The following is a 13,840-nucleotide window of genomic DNA, read 5'->3' on the forward strand; positions in this document are numbered from 1 at the left end:
GCACAGTCAACCCGCTTGGTTCCAGGGTGACTTACGACTTCGTGATGCGCACCGTGTCCCCGTAGGCGCCGGCCTTCAGCACGTCGATCCGCACACCGGCGGCCGCGTCGGTGAACGACTCACCGGCTCCGTACGGCGCGTCGTCCAAGGGCCGGCAGCCCTGCGCCGGGGTGGCATCGGGCCTGGCGTCCATGACCTGGACGGGGCCCTTGCCGGTCTCGACGGACGAGTCGACCTTGTAGACGAGCGCGCCGGTCGCGCACAGGCCGGTGTCCGCGCGGGCCGCCCGCCGGGACTCGACCACGTAGGCCGACGTCGGGCCGGTGCGGATGACGGCCATCTTCGTGCCGCTGCCGTACTCGACGGCGGTGAGCCGGACGGTGTCGCTGCCCGCCGAGGCCCGGCAGACGACCTGGCTGTCGGCGGTCCAGCCGAGCTTCCACGACTCCCAGGCGAAGTACTGCGGTCCGGCCCCGCTGATCAGACCCATGACGTCCCAGCCGCCCACGAAACGGTGCGTGTCGTTGCCCGGGTCGAAGGCGTACAGGTCGGGCAGCCCGAAGGTGTGCGCGGTCTCGTGGCCGACCAGTTTGGGTCCCCAGTGCCACATGTCCTGGCCGAAGGTGACGGCCCATTTGATGCGCTTCCCGTCGGCGACGACGCCGGCCGCGCCCGGCTCGTACACATAGGTGGGGGTGAAGGAGATGGCCGAGGCGTTCCTCGTCGGGACCACGTACAGCATGTCGTACGCGGAGAAGTCCACGTCCGGGTCGGCGGCGGCCACGGCGTCCTTGATGTACGCCTCGTGCGCCTCGTGGCTGAGGCCGCGCGCGAAGCCGTAGTCGGTGGATTTGCGGGGCATCCGTACCCAGTGCCGGTGCTGGGAGATGGCGAGCCACGCCTTGCCGTACGACGCCTGCCACAGCCAGTTGGCGCCGGGCGTGATCCGGGCCGCGTCGTCGGCCGGGGACTCGGTGGCGGGGGCGTCCGGGAAGTCCACGAAGATCATGCCGACCTTGCGGGTCCCGGAGGGGCGCTGGAACACGGAGCGGTCGGTGTCATGGCCTTCGTCCGTCCATCCGGTGGCGCCCGGCAGCGCACAGTCGGTGGCGCGGTCCGCCGGCTTGGGCACATGGGACGCCTCGGCGTGCGGGGCGCCGGTGAGGGGGAGGAGGAGGCCGGCGAGTGCGGCCGCGAGCAGCGGTGCGGGTCGGCGGCGGGCGGGGTGCAACGCCTTCGTCATCTGGGACCTTTCCCTGGGGGGTGCAGTGTGAGATGTCACATGAGACTGAGGGCTGCCACACCCTGTCGGGAACCTCCCGCCGGTCCATAACATCCGCGCCATGGATCTGGAGATACGGCATCTGCGGGTGGTGTGCGCGATCGCCGAGGCCGGCAGCCTCACCCGGGCCGCCGCGTCGCTCGGGATGACCCAGCCGGGCCTCAGCGCCCAGTTGCGGCGCATCGAAACCCTCCTGGGCGGCGCGCTGTTCGACCGCCGGCGGGCGGGCTCCGCGCCCACCCCGCTGGGCGATCTGGTGCTGGCCCACGCCCGCGCCATCCTGCCCGGCGTCGACCAGCTCCTCACCGACACCGACCGGGCGGCGCGGCGGGCCGCGGCGCCCGCCCGCCTCCGCGTCGGCTCGGTGGGCGCCCCGCTGCTGGGTCATCTCCTGCTGGCCGTACGCGAGTTGCTGCCGGACGCGGAGGTGACCGCCCGCTGCCGGTACGCGCCCGGGCCGCTGCTGGACGACCTCTGCGCCGGCCGTCTGGAGGCCGCCGTCCTCGGTGACCACCCCGGCCAGGAGCCGCCGCCCCGTGACGGCGTGCTGCTGCACCCGCTCGTCACGGAGCCCGTCTTCGCCCTGCTGCCCGCCGGCCACCGCCTGGCGGGCCGGGAGGAGGTGAGCCTGTCCGAGCTCGCCGGGGAGGACTGGGCCGCGCCCCGTCCGGACAGCGACCGCACCCGCGAGTACTGGTCGTCGGTCTTCGCGCTGACCGACCGTCGGCCCCGGGTGCCCTACGAGGCGGAGGGGCGGCAGCTGATCGAGATCGTCCGGGCCGGCCTGGCGGTGAGCCTCTGTCAGGCCACCTTCATCGAGGTACCGGGGGTGGCGGTGCGCCCGCTGGCCGGCAACCCCCTGTGGTACCGCCATCTGCTGGCCTGGCACCGCGACGGCCCGCTCGCCCGGCACGGCCGGACGATCCTGCGGCGGGTGCGCGAGGGCTATGTGCGCGACTGCGCCGACAGTCCGGCGTACGCCCGCTGGCGGCAACGGTATCCGGACGCGGCGCGGCCTCTGGTCTGAACCAAGGGGCGGCGCAAGGGATTTCCGTGAAATGCACCCCGACAAAGGGCTTGTCAGTGCAATTTCACATTATTACGTTACGCATCACATGGCGTGCACCTGCCGGTCAGTCGGCACCTGTACGGCAGCCGGGCCCCGAACACCGCGGACCCCGTGCACGCTTCACCGCCCCCACACAGGAGAGCTTCGTGTTCCCTTCAAGAACCCTTCGCAGATCCCTGCTCACGGCCGCGACAGCGGTGACGCTCTGCGTCACCGCGGCCGGAACCGGATATCCCCTCAGCCCCTCCTCCGCCCCGCGCGCAACCGCCGCGGCCCCGCACCCGGCCGCCTTCGCCGGCCCGGCGGCCGCCACGCCCACCCCGCACGACGAGGTCGACCGCCTGGCCAAGGCGCCCACGTCGCCGGCCCTGCGCACACCGGGCCCCGGCGGGCTCGGCAACGGCCGCGTCCCCGGGCCCCACACGTCCAAGGCGAAGGCCAAGGCGAAGGCAACGGCCCACACCCGGCACGCCACGATCGGCAAGACCGCCGTTCCGTGCACCCTCGACGGCGTCACCGGCCTGTCCCCACAACAGTTCACCGAGTTCCTCGCCGCCCCCGAGGTCAGCGCCGACGGCTGTCTGCGCACCCTGATCTGGAACTGGGACCAGCGCCTCGCACCCGTCATGTCGAAGGCCCACATCCAGGCCGTCGCGAACCGCATCAGCCAGCTCGCCGCCGCGCACGACGGCCGGAACGGCACCCACCTGCTGGAGATGTTCACCTACCTCCACGCAGTCGCGTACCTGGGCTTCAACCACCGGGAGGTCGACCTCACCGACCCGGCGACCCTGGCCGCCATGCGCCGGGCCGTCGACGCCTTCGGCTCGGCCGCCCACACCTTCGACGTGACCCGCAGCAACGCCGAGACGCTCCGCGAGGCCCTCAACGCGGCCAGCGCCAAGGGCCTGCGCCAGTACCAACTCCCGCTGGTCAAGCGGGTCCTCGCCACCATGGGCCCGGACCGCCCGGACACCGCCAAGGACTCCTCCTGGGGCGGCGCCGCCCTCGCCGCCCTCTCCGTGCACTACCTCGGCGTCTATCCGGGCAACCAGGACACCGCCTTCCGCGACGCGGTCGTGGCCGCCCCCTCCTACCGCGCCGCCTTCAAAGCCTTCGCCGGCTACACCCACCTCAAGAACACGGCCAACGCCTGGGTGGTGCGCGACGCGGTCGGCGAGTACGGCCGCACCGGGCAGATCGACCGGCTGCACGACGAGATCGTCGCCGGCCTCGGCCCGCTCCTGGGCACCACCGCCCGCAACTTCGGTGCGTACAGCGCTCCTTGGGCCAAGGTGGCCACCTGGCTGATCGAATTCGACGCCTGCGCGCCGTACAAGGTCTGCCGTGCGGACATCGAGAAGCGCCTCTTCCCGCAGACCTACACGTACGGCAAGGACGGGACGGACGGCATCACGGTCCGCACCGCCCTCGACCGGGGCACCGTCGACCAGCTCTACTACGCCAGCAAGCAGGTCAAGACGCAGTTCCACCGGGTGGTCGGCACCGAGGAGCCGCTGGCGGGAGACACCAACTCCACCCTGCACATCGTCCTGTACGCCTCCCGCGCCGACTACGAGAACTTCCAGCCGCTGCTGACCGGCCTGAGCACCAGCAACGGCGGCATGTACATCGAGCAGGGCGCGACCTTCTACACCTACCAGCGCCGCGTCCCGCAGGACTCCACGCTCACCCTGGAGGAGCTCTTCCGGCACGAGTACACGCACTACCTCAACGGCCGCTGGGCGGTGCCCGGGACGTTCGGCCAAGGTCCTTGGTACGAGGGTGACCGGACCACGGCGATGGACGAGGGCACCGCCGAGTTCTTCGACGGCGGCACCCGTGACGACGGCATCAAGGTCCGCAAGTCACTGGTGCGGGGCATCATCGCCGACACCGCGAACGGCGGCCCGCGCATGACCGTCGACCAGCTCCTGCACGCCACGTACGACGGGGACGGCTTCCGCTTCTACAACTACGCGGGCACGTTCTTCGAGTTCCTGTGGGCCCAACACCCCTCCCTGCTCAAGGAGATGTACCGGAACCTGCGGGCCGACGACCCGGCGGCCTTCGACGCCTGGCGCGCCCGTCTCGGCAGGGACCAAGGCCTCCAGCGGGAGTACGACGCCTTCCTCGACACCAACATCGCCCACGTCGACGACCTCTTCGTCCCCGACACCAAGCACGTCCCGCTCGCCGAGCTGACCGACAGCACGCCCGACCAGGTCCGCTCGTCCTTCGCCAGGAGCACCTACAACAACCCCGACGAGTGCCACGCGTCCGGCTCGAAGGACCGGCCGCGGTTCACCTGCAACGGCCGCATCACGGCGAACCTCGCCGACGCCGGCAACGCCGACCAGGTCTTCAAGGACATGTCCGAGACCGTCGACTTCTTCATACTGGACCGGGCCGCCCACGGCGACAACAACCTCACCGACATGAACTGCTCGTTCGGCGAGGTCGACATCTGGTCCAACGGCCGCGCGGGCACGAGCGCCTTCCACTGCGAAGGCCCCCTGCGCAGCTGACCGGCCGGCCTCGTTCGCCGCTGCTCAGCGCCTTCCTCTGCGGCAGCCTCCCCACGACCGGTGGCCCACCGGCCGGCCATGGGTGGGCTGCCGCGCCCGGGCGGCCCCGCGCAGCGATACGGGCTGATGGGGTGTCCCGTTCTCGGGCGGACCGGGCATCGTGGTGCTCGTCGGTGCCCGCCTGAGCGGGCGCGACGGGACATGCCGTAACGACAGGAAGGTGACCACCACCGTGCCCCAGCCCCCGAGCCCCACCATCCGCACCTCTGCCAAGGCCGTCGTCCTCCACGAGGACCATGTGCTGCTGACCCGCGCCCACTGGCGAGACCGGGAGTACTCCTTCCTGCCGGGAGGAGGCCAGCGCCCCGGTGAGAGTTTCGAGGACGCGGTCCGCCGCGAGGTGCACGAGGAAACCGGCCTGACCGTGACGGTCGACCGCCTGTTGTGGCTGCGCGAATACATCGGCGCCCACCACGGTGAGCCGGACGACGGCTCCGAGACCCACCGCATCGAAGCGATCTTCCTGTGCACCCCCACCAGCGATCCCCATCAACTCGGCGGTCACTCCCAGGACGCCACCCAGATCGGCCTGGAATGGGTCCCGCTGCGGAAGGTCCCCGCCACCGATCTGCTGCCGCGGGCCATCCGGCAGCCGCTCGCCGACCTGTCCCCCACCCCTCCCGCCCCCGATGCCTACCTCGGCGACGTGGCCTGACCAGGAGCACGGCCGGTGGCCGAGCTATCGATGCCGGTAGCGGCAGACGGCCGTCTTGAGCGGGGGCCGCTTGCCTGCGCGGGGGCGGGGGTCGGCAGCGACAATGAGAGGAGTGCCGGTCATCGGGCGCCTCATGTGCGCGCACCCCGGGGAGGAGCATGATGACGGATCCTTCTGGCGACTCGGTAACCCTCCGCTTCGTCGGCAATGCCACCACCGTGCTGACGTACGGCGACCTGACACTGCTGACCGATCCCAACTTCCTGCACCGCGGACAGTACGCGTACCTGGGCTACGGGCTCCTCAGCCGACGCCTCACCGAGCCGGCCATGTCCATCGATGAGCTCCCGGGCGACCTCGACGCGGTGGTGCTGTCGCATCTCCACGGTGATCACTGGGACCGCACGGCCCGGCGCGGCCTCGACACCTCCGTGCCGGTCGTCACCACGCCGCACGCCTCCCGGCGCCTGCAGGGGCTTCACCGCTTCCACCGCGCGGTGGGGCTGCGTACCTGGCAGGACCACACCGTGACGCGCCAGGGCACGCAGGTCCGGATCACCGCCCTGCCGGGCCGGCACGCCATGGGGGCGCTGGGCCTGCTGCTGCCGCCGGTGATGGGCAGCCTGCTGGAGTTCGGGCCGGCGGGCGGCCCGGTCCGGTTCCGGCTGTACCTCACCGGTGACACGCTGTTGTTCGACGGGCTCACCGAGATAGCGAGCCGCTACCCGCACGTGGACCTGACCGTGCTCCACCTCGGGGGGACCCGTCTGCCGGGTGGCTTCATGGTGACCATGGACGGGGCCCAGGGCGCCGAGCTCGCCGACCGCCTGCCGACGAGCCGGGCCCTGCCCGTCCACTACGACGACTACACCGTCTTCAGCTCACCGCTCGAAGACTTCCTCGCCGAAGCCGGGAAGCGCGGTCTGACCGACCGGATCGTGCGCTGCGAGAGGGGTGCGAGTGTCACCTTGGCCCCCGGCTGAGGCCGTTCCCTTGCGAGACGGTGGAAAGAGGAGGGAGGAAGCGGGAAGGAGGGTCGCGCGCATGCCGGACTCGGGCCGCCTGCCCACGTTGCACACCTTGGACGAATTGGCCGCACTCGTCGAACGCCGTCCGCACCTCTACGTCCGTTGGTCACGCGGACCGGAAGCCGATGTGGGCCGGTCCTCCAGCACGGACGACCTCACCGGCGCGTCCCTGCCGGGCCTGTCCGCCAACGCCCTTGACGTCCCTCCCTGGTGGCAGGGGCGCCCCACCCGCGTATGGGTGGCGCGACGCCTCCACGACTACTCCCATCTGCCGCGGGAGAAGGGCTCAGCGGTGCGTCCGTGGGTGCTGCACGGCCATGAGGCGGGGCGCGGTCCCGACAACGAACCCCTCGTCCGCTCCGTGGAGCCCATTGCCTGGATCTCCTCCCGCGTGCTGAAGCAGGCCAAGGCCGAGGTCGACCGGCAGGCCGGTCTCTGGGGATCACTGCAGCGCAAGAGGTGAGCCGCGGGTGACCGGTGCGGGCGGCAGGGGACCGCACCGCCACCAGGCGACGAGCCAGCCGGCCTCGATGACGGCGTCCAGCGCGTGACTGCGGCGCACCTTGCCCCTCGGCACGTAGACCAGGTCGATGGCGAGCAGGGTCAGCGCCGTACCGAGGCCGATCCGGCGTGCCTGGGCCAGGCATTCGGGCGCGGGGCAGGTCCGCAGCTGGCTCCAGCCGCAGGCGACCAGTAGCCCGGACACCGTTCTGACCAGCCAGTCCTGCTCCTCTTTCATCCTCCGCGGCCCGAAGTGGCGCTCGAAGCCGCGCAGGCACAGCAGAGCCCACGCGCCGCCGCCTGCGTTGAACAGGCCTTGGGCACGTGCGACCAGCATCGGGTTCACGAGGGCCCGCACGTGCGAGGTGGTGCTGCCCAGGACGGGGACGGGGGCGGGCCGTGCGCGGCGGTCGGCCGTGGTGGGGTCATCGGGCGGCCTCCGACTGCCGCTGGTCGGACCGTTCGGTCAGAAACCTCCGGACGGCGCTGCGGTGCAGGGCATCCAGTACCTCGGTCTGCTGCCGCGCTCCGGCCAGGAGTTCCTGAAGCCGTCGGGTGTCCAGACGGGGTTCCCGGGGAGCCCATTCGAGGAGCGCGCGCCACAGGAGCGCCTTGCCTTCCACGCCGAGGCGCATTCCCTCGAGCTCGATGAGCGTGCTGAGGCCGGAGCGGCGGACCACACGGCCGTTGGGCTTCAGACGGCCGATCTTCTCGCCCGCCCAGGCTCCGTAGACCTTGTATCGCCGAACCGGAATGCCCAGGGCGGCCATCAGCCGCAGGAGAGCCTGCCGGTCCAGCGAGATCTCCGCGGCGAGGTCCTTCACCTCACCGCCGAGGTCCGAACCCTGGTGCTCCCGGGCCATGCGCCGGGCGAGCTCCACACCGGCCGTGGCACCGGCCAGGTGATCATTGAGGTAGACCGCGACCATCCGCGACTCCGCAAGCCGACCGTCCATGATCGACCTCCCTCGCTGGGAATGGGTGATCTTTCCCTGCGCCTGAGCGGCCCATTTCAGCCTAGCGAATCATGGCCGTGCCGGGCCCGTCGGCGACTCGTGGCCGTGCCGGGCCCGGCACCGGCCGCCGGTCATCGCCCGTCGTGGTGGCGTCAGCGCCCCGCGTGGACCGTGAAGGCGGCGGTCCGGACCTTCCCCTCGTGCCGGAAGTCGAGGAAGAGACGGTAGGCGCCGGCGCTCGGCGCCATGGCGGTGAACGAGACCTCGGGCCCGGGCTTCGTCGTGCCGTCGCCGGGGGCACCGTTGGGGTGGACGTGCAGGTAGGCCAGGTCTCCCGAGCGCAGCGCGACGAGGTGGCCGTAGGCGCCGAGGTAGGTCTGGAGGTCGGTGACCGGATGGCCGTTCTTGGTGACCTTCAGGGTCAGTTCACTCTCTTCCCCCGCGCGGAGTCGGCCGTCGAGGGTGACGGTGTAACCGTCGACCTCGGCGACCGCGGACGGTGCGGGCAACGGGGCGGGGCGGTAGTTGCCGGTGGCCGCGAGATCCGCGCCGAGGGTGAGGTTCTTCGCCGGCCCGGTGGCCGGGGTGAAGTCGGCGAAGAGCCGATAGCTGCCGGCCGTCGGGAGTTCCGTCCTGATGCTCCAGGTGCCGTCGGCCGCGCGGGTGGGGTGCACATGCCGGTAGGTCCCCAAGTCGCGGGAGGCGACGATGAGATGGAGTTCCTTGCCGTGCTCGCGCCGGTAGGCGGTGACCGGTTGGCCGGCGCCGTCGCGAACGGCGAAACGGAGTTCCGTCGCCCGGGCCGCGCGGACCTGTGGGGTCTCGAGGTCGAGCAGGTAGCCGTCCTGGGAGATCTGCAGCCCGCCGGGGGGTGCGCCATGGCCGCCCTCCGCGTGCTCCCCTCCCCCGCCCGCTGCACCACTGCCTCCGTGTCCGGCGTGCACCGCGGCCTCCGGGGCCGCGGCGAGGGGGGTCACGACGCTGCCGACGCCGTACGCGACGCCGAAGGACGCGGCGAGTGCGGCCGCGAACGCCGTGATTTTTACCGGGGTGTTCATGGGGTTCTTCTCCTCGGGTCGGAGGGTGCGGGCCGGCAGGCCAGCCAGCCTGCCGGCACGGAGCATATACCCCCTAGGGGTATGCGCAAGAGCGACCGGATGACCTTGCCATAGATACGGGGAGGGGGTATATCTTTCTTCGCAGCCCACCAATACCCCCCAGGGGTATCAATCCCTGCGAGGAGCAGTGATGACGACCCTCACCGAAGCCCACCAGGTCGAACTCGCCATCGGCGGCATGACCTGCGCCTCGTGCGCGGCCCGCATCGAGAAGAAGCTCAACCGCATGGACGGTGTCGAAGCCACCGTCAACTACGCGACGGAGAAGGCGAAGGTCAGCTACCGGGCCGCAGACGTCTCGGTCAGCGATCTGATCGCCACCGTCGAGGCGACCGGCTACACCGCGCAGCAGCCCGCCCCGGCCCGTACGGACCACACGCCGGCGACCGGCGGCGCGGACGCGGCGCCCGATGAGCTCCGGCCGCTCCGGCAGCGGCTGATCACCGCCGTGGTCCTCGCGGTGCCGGTGGTCGTGATGGCGATGGTCCCGGCACTGCAGATCGAGTACTGGCAGTGGCTCTCGCTCACCCTCGCCGCGCCCGTCGTCACCTACGCCGCATGGCCCTTCCACCGCGCCGCCTGGACGAACGCCAGACACGGCGCGGCAACCATGGACACCTTGATATCGGTCGGCACGTCGGCGGCTTTCCTGTGGTCGCTGTGGGCGCTGTTCTTCGGGACTGCCGGCACACCCGGTATGACGCACACCTTCGAGCTGACCATCGCCCGCAGCGACGGCGCGGGCAACATCTACCTCGAAGCCGCGGCCGGCGTCACCGCCTTCATTCTGGCCGGGCGCTACTTCGAGGCCCGTTCCAAGCGGAAGGCGGGTGCGGCGCTCAAGGCGCTCCTGGAGCTGGGGGCCAAGGAGGTCACCGTTCTCCGGGACGGACGCGAAGTCACCCTGCCCACCGCCGCATTGCAGGTCGGTGACCGTTTCCTGGTCCGCCCCGGGGAGAAGATCGCCACGGACGGGACGGTGGTCGAGGGCTCGGCGGCGGTGGACGCCTCGATGCTCACCGGCGAGTCGGTCCCGGTCGAGGTCGTTGTCGGTGATGCGGTCACCGGTGCCACGCTGAACGCCGGCGGACGGCTGGTGGTCGAGGCCACCCGGGTCGGCGCCGACACCCAACTCGCCCGTATGGCCAGGCTCGTGGAAGACGCGCAGAACGGGAAGGCCGCCGCCCAGCGGCTGGCGGACAAGATCTCTGCGGTCTTCGTACCTATCGTGATCGGGCTGGCGCTCGCCACCTTCGGCTTCTGGCTCGGCAACGGGGCGGGCCTGACGGCCGCGTTCACCGCTGCCGTCGCCGTCCTGATCATCGCCTGCCCGTGCGCCCTCGGCCTGGCCACTCCGACCGCCCTCATGGTCGGGACCGGGCGCGGTGCCCAGCTGGGCATCCTGATCAAGGGGCCCGAGGTGCTGGAGACCACCCGCAAGGTCGACACCGTCGTGCTGGACAAGACCGGCACGGTGACGACGGGACGGATGACCCTCATCGGCGTCCACACCGGCGAGGACGAGGGTGAAGTCCTCCGCCTCGCGGGGGCGTTGGAGCACGCGTCCGAGCATCCGATCGCCCGCGCGGTGGCCGAGGGGGCCCAGGAGAAGGTCGGCGTCCTGCCCGCGCCGGAGAGCTTCGGCAATGTCGCCGGGCTCGGCGTCCAGGGCGTCGTCGAGGGGCACGCGGTCCTCGTCGGCCGGCCGAAGCTGCTCGCCGAGTGGGCGATCCACCTGCCGGCCGCGCTGGAGCGTGCCAAGGCCGGGGCGGAGGCGGCGGGTCGTACGGCGGTCGCGGTCGCCTGGGACGGTGCGGCGCGGGCCGTCCTGGAAGTGGCGGACGCCGTCAAGGAAAGCAGCCCGGAGGCCATCCGCCGACTGCGGGCACTCGGCCTGACCCCGATTCTGCTCACCGGCGACAACCGGGCGGTGGCCGGGTCGGTCGCCGCGGAGGTCGGCATCGACGAGGTGATCGCCGAGGTACTGCCCGAGGACAAGGTGAACGTGGTCAAGCGCCTCCAGGCGGAGGGCCGCAGCGTCGCCATGGTGGGTGACGGGATCAACGACGCCGCCGCGCTCGCCCAGGCCGATCTGGGACTGGCCATGGGGACGGGCACGGATGCGGCGATCGAAGCCGGTGACCTCACCCTCGTACGAGGAGACCTGCGGGCCGCGGCGGATGCGATCCGGCTCGCCCGCAAGACGCTCGGCACGATCCGTACCAACCTCTTCTGGGCCTTCGCCTACAACGTGGCTGCCCTGCCGCTCGCGGCGGCCGGTCTGCTCAACCCGATGATCGCGGGCGCGGCAATGGCCTTCTCGTCGGTCTTCGTGGTGGGCAACTCACTGCGGCTGCGCGCCTTCCGTGCCCGGTCCTGAACGGCGGGCGGCCGGGAAGGAAGTCGGCTCCCCACGGGCAGAGTTGATCGACCGCCGCCCGGTTGCAGGCCTTGCCGGGGTGGGCGCATGGTGGAAAGGGGAACCCAGCTCCAGGGGGCCCATGATGACCTTCCTCAGATGCCTGGGAGACATACCGGGCAACCGCTTCCTGGTCGGCCGCATCGGCGACGGTACCGTGGGCCTGGCGCCCCGTATCGGTCCACCGCTCTCGGGCACGCATTGGAACGTCAGGACCCTCTCTCACGATCCTGATGTGGTCGTCTTCGAGTGCCTCGGGGAGGTACCCGGCAACCGCTTCCTCGACGGCCGCACCGCCGACGGCACCGTGGGCCTGGCGCCCCACACCAATCCTCCGTTCACCGGCACCAGATGGCTCGCCCCCCGGCTCGACGGCGGTGTGAAGTTCTACAAGTGCCTCGGCACCATCGAAGGCAACCGCTTCCTCGACGGCCGGACCGGCGACGGCACCGTGGGCCTCGCGCCCAGCACCGCTCCCCCGTTCACCGGCACGAAGTGGAGGACCGAGGACTTTCTCGAATGAGTGCCGAGCGAGGGTCCGGGAGGAACGGAGGGCGCCTGCGGCCATCAGGCGCCCTCCGTCCTCCCGTCCGGGGCGAGGCAGGGCGGTTCAGAAGGCCGTTTCAGAAGGCCGTGTGGGCGAACCAGCGGTCGAGTACCGTGGCCTCGCCCGAGACGTCGAAGGCGGGGTCCTGGTACGTACGCCGCCCGTAGAGCAGCAGCAGGAGGTCCGCCGCCTGTCCTCGTACCGTCGCCCGCGGTGCGGATGACGCGATGTCATGCGGGTCGGCGTCGGCTCCGGCCCGGGGCAGCAGGCGGAAGCCGTCCGGGTCCAGCCGCACCCGCCACTCCTCGCCGCCTGCATCGGCAGGCTCCGCGCACCGGAAAGCGATGACCTCGCCGTCGCCCCGCAACTTCGCCACCTCCGGGGCGAAGAGGCCCGCGTACGGCAGATTGACGAGGAATTCGTCCACCCCGTCCGCGGCCAGTGCGGGGTCGAGGTCCGGCCCGTGGCCGACGGCACGCTCCGCGTCCACCCGGTGCACCAGCGTTTCGAAGAGCATCCGGCGGGCCCAGAACCGCGCGTGTTGGTCCTCTCCCCAGGCCCACATGGCCGCTTCGGGGTCGGTGTCCCGAAGTACGGCAGCCACGGTGGGCGCCCCGGCGGCCACCCAGCCGGCGTACTCCTCCGCGCGGTCCGGCAGCCCCAGTTCCACGTCCCGGCTGCGCGGCGGCTCTTGCACCAGCTGGGTCAGCAGCGCGCAGAACCAGCGCTGCAGCGATCCCACGTGCCGGGCGAGCTCGGCCAGCGTCCAGTCGGGACAGGAGGGCACGGGGGTCGCCGGGTCTGCGCCGTGGACCACCTCGGCAAAGCGCAGGGTCTCCCGCTCGATCGCCTGCCGGTAGGTGTCGTAGGGCAGGGGGTGCCCCGTCCCGTTCGTCGTCTCCATCAGCTGCCGCCTTTCCGTCCACGGCACGGGATGCCGTCGTGGTCAGTGTGGAGGTTGGAGTCCACTCGAAGGCAAATCCGTCCGTGCGCCGAGGGCGCGCAGCAGGAACGGGAGGAGCTCGGCGATCACGGCCTCACCGGACGACGGGCCGTCCGTGGTGGCCCGGTGCGCCGCGTCGGGGGTGAGGAAGAGGCGGCTGACCATCGAGCCGACGACCAGATCGGCCAGTACGTGGGCGTTCTCCAGGGGCGGGATGTCGCCGCGGTCGACGGCACGGCGGACGACGGTGGCGGCCCGGTCGCGGACCGGCTCGATGATCGCGGTGTCCAGCACCCGGGCCAGCGCCTCGTTGTGGGCGGACTCGCCGATCAGGACGTGCAGCAGCCGGCCGCCGGGGCCCTCCAGCGTCTCGGCCTTGTCCCGGAGCAGGGCGGTCAGGTCGCCTTCGAGGCTGCCGGTGTCCGGCTGCGGGCCGAGGTCGCTCGCCCAGCGCACGGCCGTGCCGACGACCAGGTCTTCCTTGGAACGCCAGCGACGGTAGAGGGTCGCGGTGGAGACCCCGGCCCGTTTGGCCACGGCGGCCGTGGTCAGCCCGCCGTAGCCGCTCTCCTGGAGGACCTGGACGGTGGCCTCCAGGAGGGCCCGGTCGCGCGCGGTGTCCCGCGGGCGGCCACGGGCGGGTCCACGCCCGGCCGCCGCGGTCTGGTTGCTCTCGGTAGGTTCGCCCACACCGGGAGTCTACCGACCCACCATTACGAAACGAAAAGTTTTCG

13 protein-coding genes are annotated in these 13,840 nt (G+C 71.5%); 7 read left to right on the forward strand and 6 right to left on the reverse strand.

Features of this window, described 5'->3' with window-relative positions; translation table 11 throughout:
- Window positions 1-31: 31 nt before the first annotated feature.
- Complete coding sequence (locus ACGF4C_RS27200; RefSeq protein WP_393569416.1) at window positions 32-1,243, reverse strand: M6 family metalloprotease domain-containing protein; 1,212 nt, start codon at window positions 1,241-1,243, stop codon at window positions 32-34.
- Between the two features lie 100 nt (window positions 1,244-1,343).
- Between ACGF4C_RS27200 and ACGF4C_RS27205 the strand changes: the two genes are divergently transcribed.
- The 5 genes from ACGF4C_RS27205 to ACGF4C_RS27225 all read left to right on the forward strand — a co-directional run bounded on the left by ACGF4C_RS27205 (window position 1,344) and on the right by ACGF4C_RS27225 (window position 7,085).
- On the forward strand, window positions 1,344-2,309 hold the full coding sequence (locus tag ACGF4C_RS27205; RefSeq protein WP_393569417.1) for a LysR family transcriptional regulator: 966 nt from the start codon (window positions 1,344-1,346) through the stop codon (window positions 2,307-2,309).
- Between the two features lie 188 nt (window positions 2,310-2,497).
- Window positions 2,498-4,879: a collagenase gene (locus ACGF4C_RS27210; protein WP_393569418.1), complete on the forward strand. Its 2,382-nt coding sequence runs from the start codon at window positions 2,498-2,500 to the stop codon at window positions 4,877-4,879.
- A gap of 220 nt (window positions 4,880-5,099) precedes the next feature.
- On the forward strand, window positions 5,100-5,594 hold the full coding sequence (locus tag ACGF4C_RS27215) for an NUDIX domain-containing protein (protein WP_393569419.1): 495 nt from the start codon (window positions 5,100-5,102) through the stop codon (window positions 5,592-5,594).
- Window positions 5,595-5,755: 161 nt separating this feature from the next.
- On the forward strand, window positions 5,756-6,577 hold the full coding sequence (locus tag ACGF4C_RS27220) for an MBL fold metallo-hydrolase (RefSeq protein ID WP_393569420.1): 822 nt from the start codon (window positions 5,756-5,758) through the stop codon (window positions 6,575-6,577).
- 61 nt (window positions 6,578-6,638) lie between these two features.
- Window positions 6,639-7,085 (forward strand): DUF6098 family protein, encoded by a 447-nt coding sequence (locus tag ACGF4C_RS27225; RefSeq protein WP_393569421.1) that lies wholly within the window; start codon window positions 6,639-6,641, stop codon window positions 7,083-7,085.
- Here the strand turns inward: ACGF4C_RS27225 and ACGF4C_RS27230 are convergent.
- The 3 genes from ACGF4C_RS27230 to ACGF4C_RS27240 form a co-directional block, all read right to left on the reverse strand.
- Complete coding sequence (locus ACGF4C_RS27230; RefSeq protein WP_393569422.1) at window positions 7,065-7,481, reverse strand: hypothetical protein; 417 nt, start codon at window positions 7,479-7,481, stop codon at window positions 7,065-7,067. The two genes, ACGF4C_RS27225 and ACGF4C_RS27230, sit on opposite strands and share 21 nt — an antisense overlap.
- Before the next feature lie 67 nt (window positions 7,482-7,548).
- Window positions 7,549-8,079: a hypothetical protein gene (locus ACGF4C_RS27235; protein WP_393569423.1), complete on the reverse strand. Its 531-nt coding sequence runs from the start codon at window positions 8,077-8,079 to the stop codon at window positions 7,549-7,551.
- Between the two features lie 152 nt (window positions 8,080-8,231).
- Entirely contained in the window at window positions 8,232-9,137 is a 906-nt protein-coding gene (locus ACGF4C_RS27240; protein ID WP_393569424.1) for a hypothetical protein, read from the reverse strand.
- A 190-nt stretch (window positions 9,138-9,327) separates the two neighbouring features.
- Here ACGF4C_RS27240 and ACGF4C_RS27245 point away from each other — a divergent pair, with 190 nt between their 5' ends.
- Window positions 9,328-11,577: a heavy metal translocating P-type ATPase gene (locus ACGF4C_RS27245; RefSeq protein WP_393569425.1), complete on the forward strand. Its 2,250-nt coding sequence runs from the start codon at window positions 9,328-9,330 to the stop codon at window positions 11,575-11,577.
- 124 nt (window positions 11,578-11,701) lie between these two features.
- Window positions 11,702-12,139: a hypothetical protein gene (locus tag ACGF4C_RS27250; protein WP_393569426.1), complete on the forward strand. Its 438-nt coding sequence runs from the start codon at window positions 11,702-11,704 to the stop codon at window positions 12,137-12,139.
- A 100-nt stretch (window positions 12,140-12,239) separates the two neighbouring features.
- Here the strand turns inward: ACGF4C_RS27250 and ACGF4C_RS27255 are convergent, their stop codons facing one another.
- Window positions 12,240-13,067, reverse strand: coding sequence for a maleylpyruvate isomerase family mycothiol-dependent enzyme (locus ACGF4C_RS27255; RefSeq protein WP_393569427.1), 828 nt, complete (start codon window positions 13,065-13,067; stop codon window positions 12,240-12,242).
- 42 nt (window positions 13,068-13,109) lie between these two features.
- Entirely contained in the window at window positions 13,110-13,796 is a 687-nt protein-coding gene (locus tag ACGF4C_RS27260) for a TetR/AcrR family transcriptional regulator (protein WP_393569428.1), read from the reverse strand.
- Window positions 13,797-13,840: the final 44 nt, after the last annotated feature.

The sequence above is a fragment of the Streptomyces sp. NPDC048197 genome, assembly GCF_043202395.1.
GTDB lineage: Bacteria > Actinomycetota > Actinomycetes > Streptomycetales > Streptomycetaceae > Streptomyces > Streptomyces siderophoricus.